Origin of the sequence: Demequina sp. NBRC 110057 (assembly GCF_002090175.1) — a bacterium.
Taxonomy (GTDB): domain Bacteria; phylum Actinomycetota; class Actinomycetes; order Actinomycetales; family Demequinaceae; genus Demequina.
Genome location: NZ_BBRN01000003.1, coordinates 536,282 through 557,667 on the forward strand (window position 1 = coordinate 536,282; position 21,386 = coordinate 557,667).

A 21,386-nucleotide genomic window follows, 5' to 3' on the forward strand; every position below is an offset into this window, starting at 1 on the left:
ATGACGTCACTGCGCCGCCTGAACACCTCCACCCTCGCCTCGCTGACGGCCGCGGGGCTCCCCGACGCCGTGCGCGCCCCGGCGCCGTTGGACCGCACCGCCGCCCCCGGCATCGTTCACCTCGGCATCGGCGCCTTCCACCGGGCGCACCAGGCCGTCTTCACGGAGGCCGCCGCGGCCGCGACCGGCGACGACCGCTGGGGAATCGTCGGCGTCACTCAGCGCAGCGCTGGGGTGCGCGGCCAACTCGCGCCGCAGGACGGCCTGTACGGCGTGCTGGGCCTGTCCGACGGCGAGACCCGGCTCGACCTCGTGGGCCAGGTGCGCGACGTCCTCTTCCCCGCCGAGCAGACCGCGGACGTCCTCGCCGCCATCGCCGCCCCCACCACGCACGTCGTGTCCCTCACCGTCACCGAGAAGGGCTACCGGCGTGCGGCGGGCGGCGGCCCCGACCTCGCCGACGCCGCACTCGCGTTCGACCTCGAGGTCCTGTCCCGCGAGATCGACGGGGCGGCCGATGCCGCCGTCACCTCCCGTAGCGCCGTCGGGCTCCTGCTGCGCGGCCTCGCGCACCGCTGGCACGGCGGCGGGCAGCCGGTGTCCGTCGTCGTGTGCGACAACCTCATGGACAACGGCCCCCAGGTGGAGGCGCTCGTCCACGCCATCGTCGACGCGTCCCCCGCGGCCGGGGCGGCGAGCCTGGGCGACTGGCTGCGCGCCTCGGTCGCCTTCCCGGCCACGATGGTGGACCGCATCGTGCCCGCCACGACCGACGCCCACCGGGCTACCGCATCGGCCCTCCTGGGGGCGAGCGACGCGGGACTCGTCGTCGCCGAGCCGTTCATGCAGTGGGTGATCCAGGACCGCTTCGCCGGGCCGCGGCCCGCCTGGGAGGAGGCCGGGGCGCAGCTGACCGAGGACGTGAGCGCATACGAGCACACCAAGCTGCGCATTCTCAACGGCACACACTCGGCACTCGCGTACCTGGGCGCGCTGCGGGGGCACGCGCTCATTGCCGATGCCGTCGCCGACCCCGACCTTCACGCCTTCGCTCGCGCGCTCATCGACGAGGACGCCATCCCGTCACTCGGGAGCGTCGAGGAGATCGACCTTGCCGCGTACCGGGAGTCGGTGCTCGAGCGCTTCGCCAACGCGGCCATCGGCCACACCACGGTGCAGATCGCGATGGACGGGTCGCAGAAGCTCCCCATCCGCTTCCTCGCGACGGCCCAGGATCGCCTCGCCGCCGGCGCAGTTCCCCACGCGATGGCGCGCGCCGTCGCGGCCTGGATGCTGTACGTGCGGGCGACCACCGCGGGCGAGCTCGAGGTCGCGGGGCGGCGCGTCGAGCTGGACGACCCGCTCGCGGCGCGCCTGGGTGGCCTCGCCGTCGGGCCGATGGAGGGGCTCGCCGATCGACTCGTGTCCGGCAGCGGCATCTTCCCTGCCGCGCTGGCCGGCGACGACCGCTTCCGCGACGCGGTGCGCTCGGCCGTCGACGACCTCCAGGGGGCGACCGTATGACCTCCCCCGCCACGGCATCGGCCCTGGACTTTGCCGACGTCACCATCCTGCTGGCTGAGGGCGACGACGTCGCCGTCGCTACGCGGGACCTCACCGGGGGCACGGTCCTGCGCGGCGCGCCCGCCGGCGATGTCACCGTCGGCTCGAACGTCGCGCGCGGGCACAAGGTGGCGCTCCGAGCCATCGCCGACGGCGACCCTGTACGCAAGTACGGCCAGGTCATCGGCCGCGCCACCGCGCCCATCCGCGCCGGCGCCCACGTCCACGCCCACAACCTGGGCATGGACGACGGCGAGCGCGAGATCGAGGTGGGGGTCGACCGCCGCCCCACGGTGCCGGCGACCGAGCGCCGCACCTTCGAGGGCTACCGCCGCTCCGATGGGACGTGGGGGACGCGCAACTACATCGGCATCGTCACGTCGGTGAACTGCTCGGCGTCGACCGCGCGCATGATCGCCGACCAGTTCCGCGGCCCGGTCCTCGACGCGTATCCGCACGTGGACGGGGTCGTGGCCCTGACGCACGACACCGGCTGCGGACTGGTCCCCACGAGCGAGGGGGCGCAGGTCACCCGGCGCACGCTGCAGGGCTACGCGTCCCACCCCAACATGGCCGGGCTGCTGGTGCTGGGCCTCGGCTGCGAGATGCTGCCGGCGGCGACCATCCTCGACGGGGTGACCCTGCGCGACGACCTGCCGGTGACGACGCTCACCATCCAGGACACGGGCGGCATCCGCGCCACCGTGCGCGCCGGCGTGGCCGCCATCGAGTCGATGCTCCCCCGCGTCGAGGCGCTGCGACGGGAGACGGCCCCGGCATCGGCCCTGGTGCTGGGCACGAACTGCGGCGGGTCCGACGGATACAGCGGCATCACCGCCAACCCGGCGCTGGGCTTCGCGAGCGACCTGCTGATCGCGCAGGGAGGGCGCTCGGCGCTGGCCGAGACCCCCGAGGTCTACGGTGCCGAGCACCTGCTGCTGCGCCGCGCGGTGTCCCAGGAGGTGGCCGATGCTTTGGTCGCCCGGCTGCGCTGGTGGGAGAAATACGCGGAGGCCGGCGGCGGCACCCTGGACAACAACCCCTCCCCCGGCAACAAGGCGGGCGGGCTGACGACGATCCTGGAGAAGTCGCTCGGAGCCGTGGCGAAGTCGGGGTCGTCGGAGCTTGTCGCTGTGCGCGAGTACGCCGAGAAGATCGACCTGCCGGGGCTGACGTTCATGGACACCCCCGGCTACGACCCGGTGTCGGTGACGGGCCTCGTCGCCGGCGGCGCGACGGTGGTGGTGTTCACGACGGGCCGCGGCTCGGTGCTCGGGTGCAAGCCGTCACCCTCGATCAAGATCGCGACCAACACCGAAACCTACGAGCGCATGCGCGAAGACATGGACCTCAACGCCGGACGGATCGTCGACGGCACCGCGTCGCTCGAAGACGTGGGCCGGGAGATCTTCGAGAAGATCCTCGCCGTCGCCTCGGGCGAGCAGACGGTGTCCGAGGAACTCGACCTTGGTTCCGACGAGTTCGTGCCCTGGCAACTTGGGACGGTGACGTAAACCACCCCACACACCACCGCCCCGGACGCCTGCACGGAAAGCGTGGCGTCCGGGGCGGCGTGCTGTCGGCCCGAGTTACTTCGAGCCGAGGTCGAACTCCCACGTCCAGTCGGCGCCTGCGGAGATCGCGACGCCCTGCTTCGGCTCCGCGGTGACCGTCACCGCGGAGCCCGTGACGCGGTGGCTGCCAGCCCTCGCCTGGTCGCCGTTCACGTAGTACGTGAAGTGGCGATCCGCCGGAATCGTCACGCGATCGTGGCGCTTCGCCAGACGCGGCTCGCGCGGGGCATGGTCCTCGGTCGCCACGGGGACGTCGGAGAAGTCCATATCGCTCGCGAGGTAATAGGAGGTGTACGAGGGCTGGTTGTAGGACGTGTTCTGACGCGCCACTTCCACCCGGTACTGGAGATCGTGCAGGAGTGTGGGGAGCTGGTGCTCCGTCTCCTCGGTGCTGACGTAGATCCTCATGGCAGAGGAATCGAGCGTGCGCGTCACCAGTTCCTCACGCCAGTCCCCAAGGATGTCCGCGACGAGCGCTGGATTGCCCTTGGTCCAGTTATTGACGGACGTGCCGTCGGCCGTCAGCAGCGTCCCTCGCGTCCAGTCATCGATCGTGGGCACCGTGTAGGTGTCCGTCTGCGCACCGTTCACCAACTGTGTGGTCAGGTCGCCGGCCCAGCGGATCGACTGGTTGGTGCCGGGAGTCGACGCATCGATCTGGTTGCCCGCGACATCGAGCAGTCCCGAGCCGTCCGAGCCGCCTGGCATGCTTGCCCACAGCTCGATGCCCGGCACGTCCGCCCGGACATCGCCGATCATTCCGCGCCCGGTGTCGCGACCCGAGTACGCGCCGTGGAGGACCTCGCCGGTCGCCGCGTCCCGCAGGACAGAGCCGTAGGGCGCGCCGGCGCCGCCCTCATGAACGGACCAGATTTCCAAGCCGTCGCGCGAGGGGTCGATATCCGTGACGTGCATCGCGTCGCCGTGACCGAGCTTTGCCTCTGCTCCGGGGTCGGCACTGCCCTCGGGAAGGGTGTCGTACGAGGAGTACAGGAGGCTGCCGTCGTCATCCAAAGTGGCCGATCCGTACACAATCTCTTGGCGACCATCGCCGTCAACGTCGGCCGCGCTGAGCGAATGGAAGCCCTGCGTCGTGAGGGTCGCGTATTCCGAGTCGGTCCCCTCCCTCCCGTGGGGCGAGTCGTTGAACGGGTTGGACATCGGAACGTGGCCGCTGTCCGCCATCCACCGTTGACGAATCTTCTTCCCGTCCCAGTCGTAGGCGGCGACCGTGGCACGCGTGTAATAGCCGCGCGCAAAAATCGCCGTCGGCTCGTCCCCATCGAGATACGCCACGCCGGCAAGGAAACGGTCGACGCGGTTACCCGGCTCGATCCTCGAATAGGCGTAGTCGCCCCACAACAGGCCGTCGTCGCCGCGGCCCGGCTCGTACCGCACCGTGTCCAGTTCCTCCCCAGTCGCGCCGTCGAACACCGTCAGGTACTCGGGGCCGTCCACGATGAAGCCGTCGAAGGTCGTGAGGTCGTTGCGGCTGCTGCGAGCGGGCGCCCAGGTGTCAATGAAGTAGTCGGCGAGTTCGCCCGCGTCCTCCTGCGAGAGCGGATAGGCGTGCTCGGTGGGGATACCCCACGCCTCTTCCAGCGTTGCCGGCCACTGGCCCGACCTCACCTCGGGACGGTCCGTCCAGTCCTGAAACATGCCAATGAGGTGCTCGCGATAGTCCGCAGCGCTCATGCGATAGTCATCGTCGTGCGAGTACCCGGCACGGACATCAGACCGCGGCATCGAGATGAAGTTCTCGTCGACCACCTCGCCGTCGGCGCCATACGTGATGGACTTCGTTCCGGGCGCGGTCTTCAGCATGGTCTCGGCGCGTCCGTCGCCGTCGAAGTCGTAGGTGACGACCTGCGCGTAATGGGCACCGGCGCGAATATTGACCCCTAGGTCAATACGGTTGAGCAGGGTGCCGTCGAGCTCGTAGGTGTCGACGTAAACGGTACCCGTGTAGCCCTTCTGCGAAACGTCCTTGGAGTTCGACGGGTCCCACTTCACGACCAGCTCGAGGGCGCCGTCACCATCGACGTCACCCACGGAAGCATCGTTCGCACTGTAGGTGTACTGCTCACCCTCGGGGAACATCGTGGACGGCGGGGTGACGCCATCCGCGGGCTTGGTGAGCTCTACGTCGAGGTACCCCTCCGTCCACGGTGACGCCTCTGCGCTTCGCTCACCAACGACGTCGTTCCATGCGGGCGCGACACTGTAGACGGCATCGTTGTCGCCATCACGATCAACGTAAGACGTGGCTCCGTCGACGGTGGCCACGCGCTTGCCGTCGCGGAAGACCGCGAACGCGGGACCCGAGACGCCGGATTCGGTAGCCGAACCAGCCTCGGTCCCGAGAAGACGCCACGAGAGGAACACCCCCTCCGACGTCGACACGGCGACCAGTCCTCGGTCGAGGTCCTCGAGTTGGGGAGAATTATCGCGGTGGTGGCCGTGGCCGCCGCCGTGCGAGTCGTGCGCACCGCCGGCGGCCGCCGTCCCTGCCATCCCGAGCAGGAGAAGGCCGGACGTGACGGCCGCTCCGAGCGCGCGAACATGTGGTCTAGGAAGATTCATCGTTGAATCCTTCTCTGGGCATCGAGCCCTTCGTCGGCAGAGGTTTCACCCTCTAGGGAAGCGCTTTCCGTGCGACTGCGACCGTAACGGGCAAATCGGGCACCCGCAACTCAGAATTCTCAGAAACCGGAAACGTTTCACTCCGCCGACGCGGGGGCGCTATGGCGCTCTGGGAGCCGCTGAATGCTGGGATCTCCGGAATTCCCGACGCTCAGTGGCTCGCGGGGGACCTGGGACTACGAGACGTCGACAAACGCCCCCGTGGCGAGGTCCTTGCGCACGGTCCCTGCAGCGAACAGCCGCGCGCCCATCGCCACATAGACGCCCGGTCCCGCGAGCTGGGCGGCCGCGAGCGCGAAGCCCAGGTTCACGTGGGCATCGGTCCCGGCGACGGTCTCGGGACGCAGGGCGCCGGTGAGTACCACGGTGACGCCATCGGCCACGCGGGAGGCCAGGTACTCGGCCGTGTCCGCCATCGTGTCCGTGCCGTGGGTGACGACGATCGCGCGCGTCTCGGCCGCGCCGATCTCGCGCGCGAGCACGTCGCGGTCCGCATCGGTCATGTCGCGGCTATCGATGGCGAGCACTCCCACCACCCGCACGGTCACAGACGGCACCAGCGTGTGAAGGATCCGCGTCGCCGCGGGCTCGCCCACGGCGAGGTCGCCAGCGAGCAGGTACTCCTTGTCGATGGTGCCGCCCGTGGCGATCACCGTGACGTCCGCTGCGTGGCTCATGCGTCTCCTCCTGTGCCGTCGACTACCGACGGACCAGGATAAGCCGCGAGCGGCCGGTCTCCGCGTGCACCAGGCTCACGCGATGGTGAACAGCGCATCCAACTCGAACGCCCCCACCACGGCCACCGCCGTCACCGCCACTACGGCAACGTCGAGCGCACCGATGCTCAGCTGCGCGATCCGCAGGTCCCGCCCCTGCGCGGCGGTGAAGCCGCGGGTCTCGAGCGACTCGACAGTGGTGCGCACCGACTTCGCGGTGTTGAGGAAGATCGGGTAGAACGCTTGGACGGCCCAGGTCCCCCAGCGCCACAACGCACGCAGGCCCAGGAACCCCTTCTTGCCCTGCGGGCTGCGCAGCCGCAGCCCCGTGAAGACGGTGCCAAACTCCTCGAACAGGATGGGCATCATCCGGTAGCCGTAGGAGACGCCGAACGCGAGCAGCTCGGGAGCCTTCCACGCGAGCAGGCCCGTGCTGAGCTCCTCGGGGTCGAGCGACACGAATGCCGCGATCGAGGCCAGCGACACGGTCGCAAGCTTCAGCGTGATCTCGACGAGCGCGAGCGCCGTCTCGTGGTCGCCGCCGAACACCCAGGCGGCGCCGAAGGCGTACCCGAAGTCGGTCACGAACCCGATGAGGAACAGCCCCAGCACCAGCGGCCCCACGCGGGCCAGCGCCGCGGAGACGGCGGTCAGGGCGAACAGCGCGATGATCGTCACCAGGTCGTGGGTGAGCCACGGCACCACGGCGAGGATCAAGTACCAGCTGATCACCATGCGCGGGTCCATCTTGGCGAACAGCCCACCGCGGGTCGCATACGCGGTGCGGATGAGCTCGAGCTTCACCCATTCGACGGATAGGACGTCCCTGGTCTTGCGGCTCATGCCGTCACCTCCACAGTCTCCGACGCATCGGCGAGCGCCACGGCCTCGCGCCACTGAGCCACCGACAGCGGCGCCGGGTCGATTCCCAGGGCGCGCCCCAGCGCCGTGATCTGCGGGGGCACCACGTGCGCGCCCTCCAGCAGCGCATCGGACGCGAAGAGCTCCGACGGCGTCACATCGGCCAGCACTCCCCCGCCTCCCAGCACGATCACTCGCGTGGCCCACTCCGCGACAAGGTGCATGTCGTGCGTCGCGACCACAGCCGCCGCGATCGCCCCCGAGAGCTCGTCGAGCATCGAGATGACGGAGTCGCGGCTCGCCACGTCGAGCGAGGCGGTGGGCTCGTCCGCGAGCAGCAGCGAGGGCGTCATCGCGAGGCCGATGGCCAGGGTTGCCCTGCGTTGCTGGCCGCCGGACAGCGTGCGGCCGTCGCGGTCGGCGAAGTCGCTCAGGCGCACGCGGTCGAGCACGCGGTCCACGAGCGCGTCGGCGTCGGCCCTCTTGCGCCCGGCGGGGAACAGCCGCACGTCCGCGCGGATCGAGTCCTTGAGGAACATCTGTTCCGGGCGCTGGAACAGGTAGGCGGCGTGCTCGGCGAGCTTGGTGGCCGACGACTTCTTGGTGTCGATGCCGTCGAGCGTCACCGACCCGCCGCGGGGCACCTGCAGGCCGCACAGCAGGCGCATGAGCGTCGACTTGCCTGCGCCGTTGCCGCCCACGAGCGCCACGCGGTCGCCGGCGCGGATGGTGAGGTCGACGTCGGTGAGGACGGGCATCAGGTCACCCGCGACCGAGCGATAGCCGTGGGAGACGGCCGATGCCACCGCGACCGGGCGGCGCTCCTCGCCTTCCGTGGTGGGCTGGCCCTCCCTGGTGGCCTGACCCGCCGAGCCGGCCACCGCTTCGGCCGTCCAGGAGGGACGCTGGCGGGCGCCGGCAGTGCGCAGCACGGCTGCGGCCTCGTCGACGGTGCGGGGCGCCGCCGCGAGTTCGAGCCCCTCGCAGGCGGCGACGATCTGCGGCGCGGGGATGCCGTGCGAGGCGAGCTCGGCCGCGCGGGCCGCCGCCTGCGGCGCGGGCAGGTGCCACACGGGCGCGCCGTCGTCCATGAGCACCACCGACTTGGCGTACTGCGCGATGAACTCGGCGTGGTGCTCGATGACGATCACCGTGATGCCGTGGATCTGGTTGAGCTCGGTGAGGCGCTCGTACAGCGCGTGGGCGCCGGCGGGGTCGACCTCCGCCACGGGCTCGTCGACCACGATGATGCGCGGCCGCATCGCGAGCACGGAGGCCAGCGCCGTGAGGTGGGCCTGGCCGCCGGAGAGCTGCCACACGAACCTGTCGGCGAGGTGGGAGATGCCCAGCATCTGCATCGCCTCGGTGGCACGCTCGGCGTAGTCGGCCATGCCGAAGTTGGTGGGTCCGAACTCGACCTCATCGCGCACGCGAGGGCGCACCAACTGGTTCTGGAAGTCCTGGTAGACGTATCCCACCGTCGAGGACAGGGTGGCGACGGTGGAGTCGTACGTGTCGACCCCGTCCACGCGCACCTCGCCAGCGAACTCGCCCTCCCAGTAGTGCGGCACCAGCCCGTTGAGGGTCTTGCACAGGGTGGTCTTGCCCGATCCGTTGCCGCCGATGACGGCGACGAAGTCACCCTCTTCGATGGTGAGGCAGACGTTGCGCAGGCTGTCGCGCTCGGCGCCCGGGTAGCGGAAGCTCAGGCGGTCGATCTCGATGATGGGTGACATCAGTCAGTACTCCGTGACGTGGGCCGCGGGCGCCCCGTGAGGCGCCCGCGGCGGGTGGTTCAGTCCTCGGTGGACGTGTTGCGGCTGAGCTTGACGAGCGCGACGCCCACGAGGAAGGCGATGGCGGCCGCGCCGATGCCCACCCACAGGAAGCCGGACCCGTACGTGTCGATAAAGTCGGGTTCGAACACGCCGATCGCCACGTCCCACGCCTCGAGGAAGGCGAAGAAGAAGGACGCGATGCCGAGCGCGAGGGCGACGCCCACGAACAGCCCGGTGCGGGGCGCGGAACCCTGGATGGGCTCTCCCGGCACGCGGGGGCGCATGCCCAGCAGCGGCTCGATGCGGCCGTGAAGGGCGGGAATGAGCCAGATCGCGGGGATGACGCCGAACAGGACTCCCGTGATGAGGATGTCGACGGCGAAGCCGATGCCCTCGAGGACCAGGATCGACTCGGGAAGGCCCTCGACGTACTCGGCGTCCTCGACGCCGATCCACACCTTCGAGAGGTCGACGATGGCCGACAGCGCCTTGTCGATCACCACGACGGTGACGGCCGCGAGCGCGATCTGGATCTTGCTCCTGGGGTTGCGAATCATCGAGCCCGCGATGAACAGCGCGAGGAACATCTGGATGATGCCCTCGACCTCGGCGAGGCCGGAGAAGTCGCCCATCAGCAGGTCGACGAAGATGACCTCGCCCACGGGGGCGCCGAGCGCCGCCCAGAACGGGTTCAGCAGCGCCACGAGCGTCAGCGGCACGAAGACGAAGTAGCTGACGGACACGTCGACGGGTCCGATGGAGACCTCGGGGATGACCTCGATGACGGTGTTGGCGACGCCGGACAGCGCCATCGAGAGGACGAAGATCATGAGCTTCTGCGACCCGCTCAGGTCGCGGCGGATTCCGGCGGCGGTGCCTCGAAGACGGCCGGCCCTCTCCTCGGGAACGGTGGTCTGGGACATGTCTGCTCCTTGACGTGGATGCTGCTGGATGGGGTGGGTGGTTACGGGATGGACAGGCTGACGGCGTCGCGCAGGAGGGCGGTCAGCCCGGTCGCGTCGTCGACGACGTCGGTGGCGAGGCCCGAACGGAGCGCCTCGTCGATGGGGGCGTCGGCGACGGCGCCGCCGCGGACGATGACACGGCGGCCGATGCCTGCCGCGAGCGCCCCCGCGGCGTCGGCATGCGGCTTGTCGCCGTAGAACCAGGTGGCGGCGGGGTCGGCCCCGGCGATGGCGAGGGCCTCACGGACGATCGCGGCATCGGGCTTGCGCACGCCGACCTCGTCCGAGCACACGTAGGCGCCGATGAGGTCGGCAAGGCCGTGGTCCCGGCACGCGTCGCGCACCGCCCGGCCGGACAGGGTGTTGGACACCACGACCACCGGCATTCCCTGGGCGCGGCACTCCTCGAACGCCTCGCGGACCCCGTCGCGCAGCACGCGCCGGCTCTTGGCGCGCCCGTAGCGGTGCATGAGGTCGGTCGCCTCGGCGGCGAGGACCGCGCGGGAGCGCTCGTCGAGGTCACGCCCGAAGTGCTCGACCCAGAACTCGTGGGGGCTGGTCTCGGCGAGCGAGTCACCCTTGGCGGCGGCGCGGCGCTCGCGGGCGGTCGCGATGGCGAGACACGCGTCGCCAGGGTCGAGCGGCGAGGCGGGGGTCGACAGCAGGAACGACAACCGCTCCCCCAGGCGCATCATCTCCTCGGGGTTCTTGTGCGACAGCGAGATGACGCCGCCGTGGTCCACCAGCAGGGCGCCACGCGGCGACGGACGGGGGGCCGATGCGGGCGCCGCGCCTCGTACGGCGCTCGCCCCCGCATCGGCCGTCTCACCCGCGGCGGGCCATGCGGCGAGCGACGCGGCGAGCGCGTCGGCGAGCCCCTCGGGGGTGTCGTACGTGGCATCGGCCGTGTGAGCCACGGCGAACGGGGGGTGGTCGGTGTGCTTGTCGCGGGTGATCAGGACCGTGCCGATGCCCGCGCGGCGCCCGGCGACCACATCGCGGTCGAGCGTGTCTCCCACGTACCAGCAGTCCGCGGGGGCGACACCCACGCCCGCCGCGGCAAGCGTGAGGATGCCGGGGTGCGGCTTGCGCATGCCCACCTCGTCCGAATAGACCTGGACGGCGAAGGCGTCGTACAGTCCGAGCCCCGCGAGGATGCGCCGGTGCGAGCGTCCGGAGTGGGCGTTCGAGACGATGCCGACGGGGATGCCGTGGCTCGCCGCGGTGTCGAGAAGGCGGCGCACGCCGGGACGCAGGTGGTGGTCGGTGATGAGCGTCTGCAGGGCGTCGAGCAGCTCCCCAGCCTCGGCGACGAGGAGCGCGCGGGCGTCGGCGGGGAGATCGGCGGCGAGGAAGTCGCCCACGATCTCGCGGTGACTGAGCTCGCGCGGCTCGGGCCGGCGGCTCGAGGCGTGCTTCCAATGGGTGAGCGCCGCGAGGCCGGCCTCGAGCGAGGCGCGGACGCGCTCGACGGGAAGCGTGATGAGGCCGCGCTCGAGCAGCGCCGTCACGTGCGCGGCGGCGACGTCGAGCCCCGTGGGGCGCTTGGCGGTCGTGATGATCACGCCGCCGAAGTCGAGCAGGAGGGCGCCCGGGGTGGGCAGCGGGGCCAGGGGGAGGTTCTCGGTCACGTCGGCGACGGTAGCCAGAGAGTTCTGGAGCGTTCCAGTAGCGTTGCCTGATGTTCGCCTGCGTTCGCCCGATGTTCACCTGGGACTCTGATTGAATCGGCTCGTGCCCACCGCCGATCGCGCCGCCCCCACCATCGTGGACGTCGCGCGCGCCGCGGGAGTGTCCAAGTCGCTCGTCTCCCTCGCCATCAGGGGCGATGCCGGGGTCTCCGAGGCAACGAGGACAAGGATCCTGGCCGTGGCAGACGACCTCGGTTACCGCTCCAACGTGCTAGCCCGCGGCCTCGCGCGCGGGCGCACCCAGGTGATCGGCGTGCTGGTCTCGGACCTGTCCAACCCGTACCACGCCGACGTCGTCGCGGGCATCGAGTCACGCGCCGACGCCGCGGGGCTCGGTACCGTCATCGGCCACGGCCAGTCGGACGCGCGCATCCTCGCGGCGCGGCTGGATCAGATGCTCGACCTGGGCGTCGACGGCGTCATCGTCGTGTCGGCGATGCTCGACGCTGCGGCCCTCGACGCCGCCGCGGCACGGCGCCCCGTGGTCATGGTCGGTCGGCCCTTCGAGCAGCCGCGCCACGTGAGCGTGGTGCGCAACCACGACGAGCGCGGGGCGAGCCTGGCCCTCGACCACCTTCACGGCCTTGGCCACCGCCGCATCGTCCACCTCGCCTCCTCCCGACGCGCGGCGGCATCGGCCAGGCGGCACGCCTACGGCGAGGCGATGACGCGCGCCGACCTTCCCTCCACCACCCTGTGGGTCGACGAGGGCGGCGTCGCCGCGCTGTTGGCCGCCGCGGGCACGCCGGCCGGCCCCACGGCATGCTTCGCCGGCAACGACCGCACCGCGGCAACGCTCCTCCACGACGCGCTCGACGCCGAGCTAGCGGTGCCCACCGAGCTCAGCATCGTCGGCTACGACGACGCCCAGATCGCACGGCAGGTGCGCCCGGGACTCACGACCGTCGCCCAGCCCCGCGAGGCCATCGGGCGCGAGGCGGCGCGGCTCCTGCTCGCGCGCATCGACGGCGATAGCGACACCGTCGAGGTCACGCTCGAGCCCAGCCTCGCGGTGCGGGGCACCACCGCCGCCCCCTGCTAGTCTTGACCCTCGCGGGTCCGCCCGCATGCCCCCGTAGCTCAGCGGATAGAGCGCCGGTTTCCGGTACCGAAGGTCGCAGGTTCGATTCCTGTCGGGGGCGCGTCGTATGCTCGCGACACAAGAGCCGCAGGGCAGGCTGAAAGGCCTGGACTCCTGCGGCTTTGTCGTCTCCGCGACGACCACCTGGGAGGATCGCCTCATGGATACCCTGCGCGACCCGATGGACGACCTCGACGGGCCCGCCCCCGTGATGCCCCCGCGAGACGAGCTGCGGCGGCCGCGGTGGGCGCTCGTGTCCCTCATCGTCGGCATCCTCGGCATCGCCCTGGGGTTCGTCCCCTACCTCGGCATCCTGCTGGGGGCCGTCGCCGCCGTGCTCGGCCACGGCGCGTTGCGCCTCATCGACCGCCACCCTCACACCTTGCCCGGGCGCGGCATGGCGCTCACGGGCACGGTGCTGGGCTACGCGGCGCTCGCCTTCGGGGTCGCGTGGCTCCTGGTGCTCATGCAGTTCTGAGCGCGGCTCAGCCCTTCAGCGTCGCCGTGTCGATCACGAACCGGTAGCGCACGTCGGACTTCAACACCCGCTCCCACGCGTCGTTGACCTGGTCGGCGCGGATGACTTCGACCTCGGGGACGATCCCGTGCTCGGCGCAGAACTCGAGCATCTGCTGGGTCTCGGCGATGCCGCCGATGGTGGACCCGGAGAAGGAGCGCTGGTTGGTGAACAGCGTGAACACGGACATCGCGGCGGGCTCGGGCGGGGCGCCCACGTTCGCCATTGTTCCCGCGAAGTCGAGCAGGCCAAGGTAGGCGTCGACGTCGAGCGGCGCCGAGACGGTGTTGATGATGAGGTCGAAGGACCGCGCCAGCTCATCGAAGACGGCCGGGTCGCTCGTCGCGTGGTGAGCGACGGCGCCGAAGGCCAGCGCATCGGCCCGCTTGGAGGACGTCTGGGACAACACTGTGACCTCGGCACCCATCGCGACGGCGAGCTTCACCGCCATGTGCCCCAGCCCGCCCATGCCGACCACCGCGACGCGGGTGCCGGGACCCGCTCCCCAGCGGCGCAGCGGCGAGTAGGTGGTGATGCCTGCGCACAGCAGGGGCGCGACCTTCTCGAACGGGAGCGCGTCGGGAAGCGACAGCACGAAGTGCTCGTCGACCACGATCGCGGAGGTGTAGCCACCCTGCGTGACGGTGCCGTCGGCGTCGCGGGCGCCGTAGGTGTCGGTGAAGCCCTTGTCGCAGTACTGCTCGCGGCCGGCGCGGCAGTTCGCGCACTCGCGGCACGACCCCACCATGCATCCGACGCCCACGCGCTGGCCCACCTCGAAGCGGTCGACCTCGGCGCCCACCTCGGCCACCACGCCGGCGATCTCGTGTCCCACGGCGAGCGGGTACGTCTGGGCACCCCAGTCTCCGCGGACGGTGTGGATGTCGGAGTGGCAGATGCCCGCCCACACGATGTCGATCCGGACGTCGCGCGGCCCCACCTCGCGGCGCTCGACGGTGCCGGCCTCCAGGGGGCCGTCGGGGGTGCGGGCAACGATGGCGGCGACGGTGCTGGTCATGGCGCCATCCTAGGAGGCGGCCGATGCCGCGGCGGCCCCCGTACCCGTCGCGCGCGCCGTGCGCCCCAGCGCGATCAGCACCACGGCGGCGAGCGCGCAACACACGAGCATGGCGCCGCCCACGACGGTGGGGGTCGCCGCGCCGACGGCGCCCACGAGGGGCGCCGCGGCGGACCCCGCCACCATGCGCGTGGCGCCCATGAGCGACGCTGCTGAACCCGCCCGGTCGCGGTGGTCGTGAAGCGCGACCTCCTGGAGCGCGGGGTTGACGAACCCGAACGCCGTCGTGAAGACGAACAGGGGCACGATGAACAGCCACACCCGCCCGTCGCCGGCGAACGGCCCCAGCGCGGTCGCGACGGCCGCCGCGCCGAGGAGGGCGCTCGCGCCGATCACCACCACGCGCACGGGGGCCACGCGACCCGCGACCCGCGCGCTCACCTGGGCGCCAGCGATCATGAACAGCCCGTGCCCTCCGAAGATGACGGCGTAGGTCGCCTCACTGAGCCCGAAGTGCTCGAGAAAGAGGAAGGCCGAGCTCGCCATGTAGGACATCATCGCGGCGAAGACGAGGGCGCCGCCGGCGACCGCGAGCAGGTAGCGACGGTCGGCGAGCAGCGGCGCGTACAGCCGCGGGCGGTCCGCGGGTCCCGGAGCCGCCGCAGCGGCGCCACGCAGCCGACGGGGGCTCAGCGCCCACGCGGTGAGCGCGAGCAGCCCGACCCCCACGCCCGCAAGGATCCAGAACATTCCGCGCCACGGCATGACCGCCAGGAGCCACGCCCCGAGGGACGGCGCGAGCACCACGAAGGTGCCGTTGACAAGTTGAAGGTGGGCGAGGGCCCTGACCATGCGCGGGCCCTCGGTCGCGTCACGCACCATAGCGATGGTGAGCACCGCCGCGGAGGCGGCGCCGAGGCCCTGGGCGAACCGTGCGCCGATCAGCACGCCGGCGGTGGGAGCGACGGCACACGCGACCGAGGCGGCGAGGTACACGGCGAGCGCCACGAGCATCGGCCGGAACCGCCCCACTCTGTCTGACCAGGGGCCGGTGAGGAGCTGGCCGAGCGCCATGCCGACGAAGGCGGCGGTGAGCGTGGCCTGGATGGCCGATGCCGAGGTGTCCAGGTCGGCAACGATGGTGGGGAACGCGGGAAGGTAGAGGTCCATCGTGAGCGGCCAGATGGCCTGCACGAGCCCCAGGACGAGGAAGGTCAGCGCCGTCAGGCGCACGGGCGCGGCGACGGCCGCGGGTCTGTCGGTGGGCACGGGGTGCCGCTCCATCCGGCCGCCGGTGGGCGAGGGTGCGGCCGCCTCTCACGCTAGAACGGAAAGGCCTTTCCCGCTAGGGGGGTCAGCGGCGCGCGAGGAGCCGCGGCACGATCGCCACGAGGGCAAGCCCCACCGCGACCTCCGCGACGGCGAAGGCCTGGGTGCCCGCCGCGTCCCCGACCACGCGTCTCACCGAGCGCCGCCACAGGGCGCGGGGCGCTCCCCACTCCTTCTCGCGCTGACCGGGCACGGCGAGGCCCACCACGCCATCGGTCAGGAGGGCGAGGCCTGCGGTGCGCGAGGCGCTCGTGATCAGACGCTGTCGGGCCATGCGGTCAGTCTCCCAGCACTGGCGCCAGGAGCGCCAGGTCATCTTCGGTCAGCGCGAACTCCGCGGCGGCGGCCGAGTCGAGGATGGAACTGGGACGCGAGGCGCCGGGGATCGGGATCACCACGTCCGCGAGCGCGAGCTCCCACGCGAGGACCACCTGCTGCGCGGAGACGCCCCTGGCATCGGCCACCTGCTGGAACGGGGCGAAGCGGGTGCCCACGTCGCCCGCGCGGCCAATCCCGCCCAGGGGGCTCCAGGGCAGGAACGCGATCCCCATCTCAACGCATACCTCGAGCTCGGGGTACGAGCTGACGAAGGCGGGCGAGAACTGGTTCTGCACGCTCGCGAGCCGGCCGCCGAGCACGTCGTTGGCCTCCCGAATCTGGTCGGGGTTCGCGTTCGAGATGCCTGCCTGGCGGATCACGCCCTCGTCGAGCAGCTCCGCGAAGGCGCCGACGGAGTCCGCGTACGGCACGCGCGGGTCGGGGCGGTGGAACTGCAGCAGGCCGATGCTGTCGACGCCCATGCGCAGGGCCGACGCCTTGGCCGCCTGCTTGAGGTACGCGGGGTCGCCGTTCTGGTACCAGGTGCCGTCGCCCGGGCGCAGGGTGCCTGCCTTGGTGGCGACGAGGACGTCGTCGGTGTCGCCGGGGTACGCGGCGACGGCGCGCGAGATCAGCTGCTCGTTGTGCCCGGTCTCGCCCGGGTTCAGGAGGTAGGCGTCGGCGGTGTCGATGAGCGTCACTCCCGCGTCGAGCGCCGCGTGGATCGTGGCGATCGAGCGGGCCTCGTCGGGCCTGCCCTCGATCGACATGGGCATGCCGCCCAGCCCGATCGCGCTCACGCTCGCGGTGCCGATCCTGCGCTGGTCCATGCCTCTCCTCACGTCCGGGGTGTCCCCTCGAACGTAGCGGGCACGGCGCGAGGCCTCAAATACCGGCCCCGCGTGGCCTCAGGCGGAGGGCGACGCGGAGGGGCTCGGCGACGGCGCGACGTCCCCCACGAGGGCGGGCTCGCCCGCGGTGCCGTCCACGACGGCGACCTCGCAGCCGCCGTACGTGGCGTCCTCGAACTCCCACGAGACGGACACCACACCGTCGGCATCGGGCCCCTCGACGTCGCCGCGCGAGATCGCGGGGAGGTCCTCGTCGATGGCGAGACGCTCGCACGCCTCGATGCCGGCCTTCTGCTCGTCGGAGACGCCCGCGCCGGCGATCCACCAGATCACGGCGCCGACGATGACGATGAGGGCGACGGCTCCTGCCGCGGCCACGGGCGCCCAACTGCGGGGGGCCTCGGACGGGGTCTCGCTCATGGCCACCAAGGATAGGCGCGCCAACGAGCGGGCCAGCGCACGCGTCCCTACGATGTCCCCATGGCCGAGACCGACGACCTGCGCTACATGCCGCGGCTCGGGCTCGCGCTGGGCGGGGGCGGCGCGCTGGGCGCCGCGCACGTGGGCGTGCTCCAGGTACTTCACGAGCGCGGCATCGTCCCCTCCATCATCACCGGCACGTCGGCAGGGTCGATCGCCGGCGGCGCGTACGCGCTCGGGATCGACCCCTACGACCTCGCCGACCGCGTGCTGCACTGGTCCTGGACGACGTTTGGCCGCTGGACGCCGCGTCCCGGCCTCGGCGTCCTGACGGCCGATGCCCTCATCGAGGGCCTCGAGAAGGTCACCGGGGGCGACCCCCAGATCGAGGACCTTCCCACCCGCTTCGCCGCGGTCGCCACGGACGTCAATACGCGTGCGGCGGTGGTCCTCGACCACGGCTCACTCTCGCTCGCGGTCGCCGCCTCGATCGCGGTGCCGGGAGTGTTTCGGCCCGTGCAGCATCAGGGCCGCCACCTCCTCGACGGCGGGCTCGTGCAAAACCTGCCGCTTGAGGCGTGCTTCGGGCTGGGAGCGGAGCACGTCATCGGCGTGCGCATCCAGCCCGAGTGGGATTTCCGCGGTTTTGAGTCGTCGGTCAGCGTCCACGAGTGGGAGATCCGCTCGGACGTCACCGTCATCGAGCCTCGCCTCGTGGGCCACACCGCCTGGGACGTGCGCGACCTGTCGACCCTCGTCCAACTGGGACGGGAGGCCGCCGAGGCGGAGTTCGAGGACTACCCGATCATCAACGAGCCGCCGGCCCACCCGACGGCGGAGGACCACCACATCGGCCGCATCATCGCGCCGGAGCCTCCACCGGCGGCGCCAGGAACGGAAGCCGAGGGAGAGCCTCAGCGACCGCACGGCATCGCAGGCTTCCTGCATCGACGTTGAGTCCGCGCGCGAGCGACGCGTCCTCGTAGAGCTCGTCGCGCCCGTGCGCGGCGAGCGCCTCCACGTAGCCGCCGGTCGCGTGGACGAGCGCCGCCGTGGCCGTCGCCCCGACCGCTCCGGGCATGTTGGCCACGCAGTAGACCAGCGACCCCTCGACCTCGAGGACGGGGTCGTCGTGGGTCGTGGGACGCGAGTCCTCGAAGCAGCCGCCCTGGTCGATCGCGATGTCGACCAGCACCGACCCCGGCCGCATGCGCGCCACCAGGGAGTGCGGGACCACCGTCGGGGCCGGACGGCCGGGAACCAGCACCGCGCCGATGACGAGGTCTGCCTCGAGCAGCTCCTCCTCGACCGCCTCCGGGGTCGAGGCGACGGCGCGCACGCGGTCGCCGTGACGGGAGCGAGCCGCCTCGAGGCGTGAGGGGTCGAGGTCGAGCACCACCGCATCGGCCCCCTGCGCGACGGCCTGGTCGAGGGCTGCCGACCCGGCGACGCCGGCGCCGATGACGACCACCCGCGCCCCGGCCACGCCGGGAGCGCCGCCCAGCAGCACGCCGCGGCCGCCGTAGGGCGACAGCAGGTGGTGGCCACCCTCAAGGACGCCGAGCGCGCCGGCGATGGCACTCATGGGGGCGAGGATGGGGAGGGAGCCGTCGTCGCGCTGGACGGTGTCGTACGAGACGGCCGTGGTGCCGGCAGCGAGCAGGGCCCGCGCGAGCGGCTCGTTGGCGGCAAGGTGCAGGAACGTGAAGAGCAGGTTGTCGCTCAGCAGCGGGTACTCCTCGGGCACCGGCTCCTTGACCTTCAGGACCAGGTCGGCCGCCCACGCGTCCTCGCGCGAGCCGAGCCGCGCGCCCGCGGCGACATACGCATCGTCCCCGAGGAAGGAGCCCCCGCCGGCGCCGGCCTGGATCACCACCTCGTGCCCGGCGGCGACGAGCCGCCCGGCCCCTCCGGGGGTCAACGCGACCCTTGTCTCCCGGTTCTTCACCTCTGCCGGCACGCCGATGCGCATGTGTCCTCCTGGTCCGGCGTCCACCCGGCTGGTGGCCGGGTGGACGCGCACTCGGGCGGGCCAAGGGTGGCGGCCCGCCTCACGGCCCAGCCTGGTCCATGCGGGTCCGGCGCGCATGTCGAGCACCTGTCGGACGTCCCGCCCCCCACCCCCCACCTGTCGCACATGGCCTCATTTGCGGCTCGAAACGCCGCGACGCGCCGCGAATGTGGCCATTTGCGGCGGCGGGGAGGAGGCAGGGAGGAGGCAGGGAAGGGCGGCGGCGGACTTTCGTCCCGCGCGGGAACGGCGACGTCGGTTTAGATTTGAATCGTTTCACGCCATCGCGCCTCACCCCCAGGAGAACCCATGCTTCCCGACCAGCCCCGCCCCACCCTCGACGAGCTCATCGAGCAGATCGGAGAGGGAGGAGCCCGCATCTGCGACATTGACGCCTCGGAGGCGGGCGCGGGCAACATCTCCGTCTTCATGGGCTGGGAGGTCGAAGTGCGCCGCCACTTCCCCCATGCCGAGGACATCACCCTGCCCGACCCCGCGCCGGCACTCGCCGGGGGCACGGTGCTGGCCACCGGCTCAGGCAGGCGCCTGCGCCAGCTCGCGGCCGATCCGCTGTCCGCCATGGGTGCCGTCCGCATCCACGAGGACGGGGTGACCGGCACGCTGTACACGGCGAGCACGCGCCGCTTCGCGCGCCTCACGAGCGAGTTCAACTCGCACCTCGCCGTCCACCAGGATCAGGTCGACCGACGCGGCATCGACTTCCAGGCCGTGGTCCACGCGCAGCCTCCGCACCTGACCTACCTCTCTCACATTCCCGCCTACCGGAGCTCCGAGGCGATGAACGCCGCCCTCCTGCGCTGGGAGCCGGAGACGATCGTGTCGCTGTCCGACGGCATCGGCGTCCTGCCGTTCTTCATCCCCGGGTCACAGCAGATGGGCGCCGCGAACGTCGCCGGCCTCGCCGAGCACGAGATCGTGCTGTGGTCCAAGCACGGCACCATGTCGCGCTCCGACGTGTCCGTCTACCGGGCCGTGGACAGGGTCGAATACGCCGAGACCGCCGCGAAGTACGAGTACATGGACATCGTCGCGGGCGGCCGCGCCGAAGGGCTGACGCGCGAGGAGATCTCCTCAGTCGCCACCACGTTCGCGATTCGGTCGCGGTGGCTGTAGGAGCGAGCGCCTAGTCCGACGAGCGGTACGTGTCGGCACCGGACCAGTACGCGCTCTCGTACACGCCGAGGTCGTCGGTGCCCGGCACGTACTCCCAGTGCCAGGGCTCCCACTTGCTGGACTTCGCCCACGAGGGGTTCTCCCAGCCATAGATGGGTCCGTTGGCCTCGAGCCAGCGCTTGGCGGTGCCGGTGTCGTCCGAGCCGCACAGGTCGATCGCGAGGCCCCAGCCGTGCACCGAGGTGCCGGGGGTGGCGGCGAGGTAGCCCCTGCTCTGCTTCGTCGCGTACTGGGCAGCGATGGTGCGATAGCCGTTGCCGACGCACAGATTGCGCCCGAAGACGGAGCGGAACTGGTCGTTGAGCTCGGCGAGCGCGACGGCGGCGTCGTTGCGGACCTGCACACCGTTCCACAGCTCACACAGCGAGCCCTCCTCGAGGCGACCGTTGCGGCCGGCCCAGCCCTGTGACGGGTCGCATCCGGGAAGATTGGTGGCGACGATGTACTCCGCGGAGGCCGCGAGCGCGCTTGCCGACTCGTCGACGCTCGGCAGTGGCAACTCCGACGACTCGAGCGAGGCTCCGCCGCTGAGCAGCGTGGAGGCGGCCGATGCAGTGGAGACGGTTCCCGTCGCGATCGCCTGGGCAGTGTCGTCGGCCTCGGCGTAGGGGGTGAGGGTGCCGACCATGGGGTAGACCACCATGGCGAGCGCGAAGCCCGCGAGCACTCCCGAGCGCGTCAGCAGGCGACGGCGGCGGTGGGTGGTTCTGACCTGGAGCTCCTGCGTCTCCTGGAGGCGTCGCAGGCGACGCGAGCGGGGGTGCGCCTCGGGCGCGTCCTCACGCTTGCTCACACAAGCCTCCACACAAGTCGATTGCCATCGTCATCCGGGCCGTCCCCTGGCCCAAGATTCCGT

19 protein-coding genes and 1 tRNA gene are annotated in these 21,386 nt (G+C 71.4%); 7 read left to right on the top strand and 13 right to left on the bottom strand.

Annotated elements, in window-relative coordinates; all coding sequences use genetic code 11:
- Together B7K26_RS02445 and B7K26_RS02450 are read left to right on the top strand one after the other, a co-directional pair.
- Positions 1-1,524: a mannitol dehydrogenase family protein gene (locus tag B7K26_RS02445; protein WP_084077083.1), complete on the top strand. Its 1,524-nt coding sequence runs from the start codon at positions 1-3 to the stop codon at positions 1,522-1,524.
- On the top strand, positions 1,521-3,077 hold the full coding sequence (locus tag B7K26_RS02450) for a UxaA family hydrolase (protein ID WP_084077084.1): 1,557 nt from the start codon (positions 1,521-1,523) through the stop codon (positions 3,075-3,077). The genes B7K26_RS02445 and B7K26_RS02450 overlap by 4 nt, the downstream gene beginning before the upstream one ends.
- A gap of 75 nt (positions 3,078-3,152) precedes the next feature.
- Here B7K26_RS02450 and B7K26_RS02455 read toward each other — a convergent pair whose 3' ends face one another.
- From B7K26_RS02455 to B7K26_RS13220, 6 genes are all read right to left on the bottom strand, one after another.
- Positions 3,153-5,720 (bottom strand): rhamnogalacturonan lyase, encoded by a 2,568-nt coding sequence (locus B7K26_RS02455; protein WP_084077085.1) that lies wholly within the window; start codon positions 5,718-5,720, stop codon positions 3,153-3,155.
- Between the two features lie 236 nt (positions 5,721-5,956).
- Entirely contained in the window at positions 5,957-6,457 is a 501-nt protein-coding gene (locus B7K26_RS02460) for an asparaginase domain-containing protein (protein ID WP_084077086.1), read from the bottom strand.
- A 75-nt stretch (positions 6,458-6,532) separates the two neighbouring features.
- The gene (locus B7K26_RS02465; RefSeq protein WP_084077087.1) at positions 6,533-7,339 is read right to left on the bottom strand and encodes an energy-coupling factor transporter transmembrane protein EcfT; all 807 of its coding nucleotides are present in this window, start codon (positions 7,337-7,339) and stop codon (positions 6,533-6,535) included.
- The gene (locus B7K26_RS02470; RefSeq protein WP_084077088.1) at positions 7,336-9,093 is read right to left on the bottom strand and encodes an ABC transporter ATP-binding protein; all 1,758 of its coding nucleotides are present in this window, start codon (positions 9,091-9,093) and stop codon (positions 7,336-7,338) included. The genes B7K26_RS02465 and B7K26_RS02470 overlap by 4 nt, the downstream gene beginning before the upstream one ends.
- A gap of 59 nt (positions 9,094-9,152) precedes the next feature.
- A complete protein-coding gene (locus tag B7K26_RS02475; protein WP_084077089.1) occupies positions 9,153-10,058 on the bottom strand; it encodes a cell division protein FtsQ in 906 nt (301 codons plus the stop codon).
- Between the two features lie 41 nt (positions 10,059-10,099).
- Positions 10,100-11,731, bottom strand: a complete 1,632-nt coding sequence (locus tag B7K26_RS13220) for an HAD-IA family hydrolase (RefSeq protein WP_084077090.1) — start codon at positions 11,729-11,731, stop codon at positions 10,100-10,102.
- A 103-nt stretch (positions 11,732-11,834) separates the two neighbouring features.
- Here B7K26_RS13220 and B7K26_RS02485 point away from each other — a divergent pair, with 103 nt between their 5' ends.
- From B7K26_RS02485 to B7K26_RS02495, 3 genes are all read left to right on the top strand, one after another.
- On the top strand, positions 11,835-12,833 hold the full coding sequence (locus B7K26_RS02485) for a LacI family DNA-binding transcriptional regulator (protein WP_200810925.1): 999 nt from the start codon (positions 11,835-11,837) through the stop codon (positions 12,831-12,833).
- A gap of 27 nt (positions 12,834-12,860) precedes the next feature.
- Positions 12,861-12,933 (top strand) — tRNA-Arg (locus B7K26_RS02490).
- 99 nt (positions 12,934-13,032) lie between these two features.
- The gene (locus B7K26_RS02495; protein WP_159449579.1) at positions 13,033-13,350 is read left to right on the top strand and encodes a DUF4190 domain-containing protein; all 318 of its coding nucleotides are present in this window, start codon (positions 13,033-13,035) and stop codon (positions 13,348-13,350) included.
- Between the two features lie 7 nt (positions 13,351-13,357).
- Here the strand turns inward: B7K26_RS02495 and B7K26_RS02500 are convergent, their stop codons facing one another.
- The 5 genes from B7K26_RS02500 to B7K26_RS02520 all read right to left on the bottom strand — a co-directional run bounded on the left by B7K26_RS02500 (position 13,358) and on the right by B7K26_RS02520 (position 17,325).
- Positions 13,358-14,407 carry an NAD(P)-dependent alcohol dehydrogenase gene (locus B7K26_RS02500; RefSeq protein WP_084077092.1) on the bottom strand — a complete coding sequence of 350 codons (1,050 nt, stop codon included), beginning with the start codon at positions 14,405-14,407 and terminating at the stop codon, positions 13,358-13,360.
- Between the two features lie 9 nt (positions 14,408-14,416).
- The gene (locus B7K26_RS02505; protein WP_159449580.1) at positions 14,417-15,676 is read right to left on the bottom strand and encodes a Bcr/CflA family efflux MFS transporter; all 1,260 of its coding nucleotides are present in this window, start codon (positions 15,674-15,676) and stop codon (positions 14,417-14,419) included.
- Between the two features lie 85 nt (positions 15,677-15,761).
- Complete coding sequence (locus B7K26_RS02510; RefSeq protein ID WP_084077094.1) at positions 15,762-16,010, bottom strand: hypothetical protein; 249 nt, start codon at positions 16,008-16,010, stop codon at positions 15,762-15,764.
- Positions 16,011-16,014: 4 nt separating this feature from the next.
- On the bottom strand, positions 16,015-16,884 hold the full coding sequence (locus tag B7K26_RS02515) for an aldo/keto reductase (protein ID WP_084077095.1): 870 nt from the start codon (positions 16,882-16,884) through the stop codon (positions 16,015-16,017).
- A gap of 78 nt (positions 16,885-16,962) precedes the next feature.
- Entirely contained in the window at positions 16,963-17,325 is a 363-nt protein-coding gene (locus B7K26_RS02520) for a hypothetical protein (protein WP_084077096.1), read from the bottom strand.
- A 60-nt stretch (positions 17,326-17,385) separates the two neighbouring features.
- On the opposite strand from B7K26_RS02520, the gene B7K26_RS02525 reads away from it, so the two are divergent.
- On the top strand, positions 17,386-18,282 hold the full coding sequence (locus B7K26_RS02525) for a patatin-like phospholipase family protein (RefSeq protein WP_084077097.1): 897 nt from the start codon (positions 17,386-17,388) through the stop codon (positions 18,280-18,282).
- On the opposite strand, the gene ald is transcribed toward B7K26_RS02525, so the two are convergent.
- Complete coding sequence (gene ald / locus B7K26_RS02530) at positions 18,185-19,297, bottom strand: alanine dehydrogenase (protein WP_084077098.1); 1,113 nt, start codon at positions 19,295-19,297, stop codon at positions 18,185-18,187. The genes B7K26_RS02525 and ald overlap by 98 nt on opposite strands.
- 348 nt (positions 19,298-19,645) lie before the next feature.
- Here ald and B7K26_RS02535 point away from each other — a divergent pair, with 348 nt between their 5' ends.
- Complete coding sequence (locus B7K26_RS02535) at positions 19,646-20,470, top strand: class II aldolase/adducin family protein (protein ID WP_084077099.1); 825 nt, start codon at positions 19,646-19,648, stop codon at positions 20,468-20,470.
- A 10-nt stretch (positions 20,471-20,480) separates the two neighbouring features.
- Here B7K26_RS02535 and B7K26_RS02540 read toward each other — a convergent pair whose 3' ends face one another.
- Complete coding sequence (locus B7K26_RS02540) at positions 20,481-21,323, bottom strand: M15 family metallopeptidase (RefSeq protein ID WP_234998658.1); 843 nt, start codon at positions 21,321-21,323, stop codon at positions 20,481-20,483.
- Positions 21,324-21,386 lie beyond the last annotated feature (63 nt).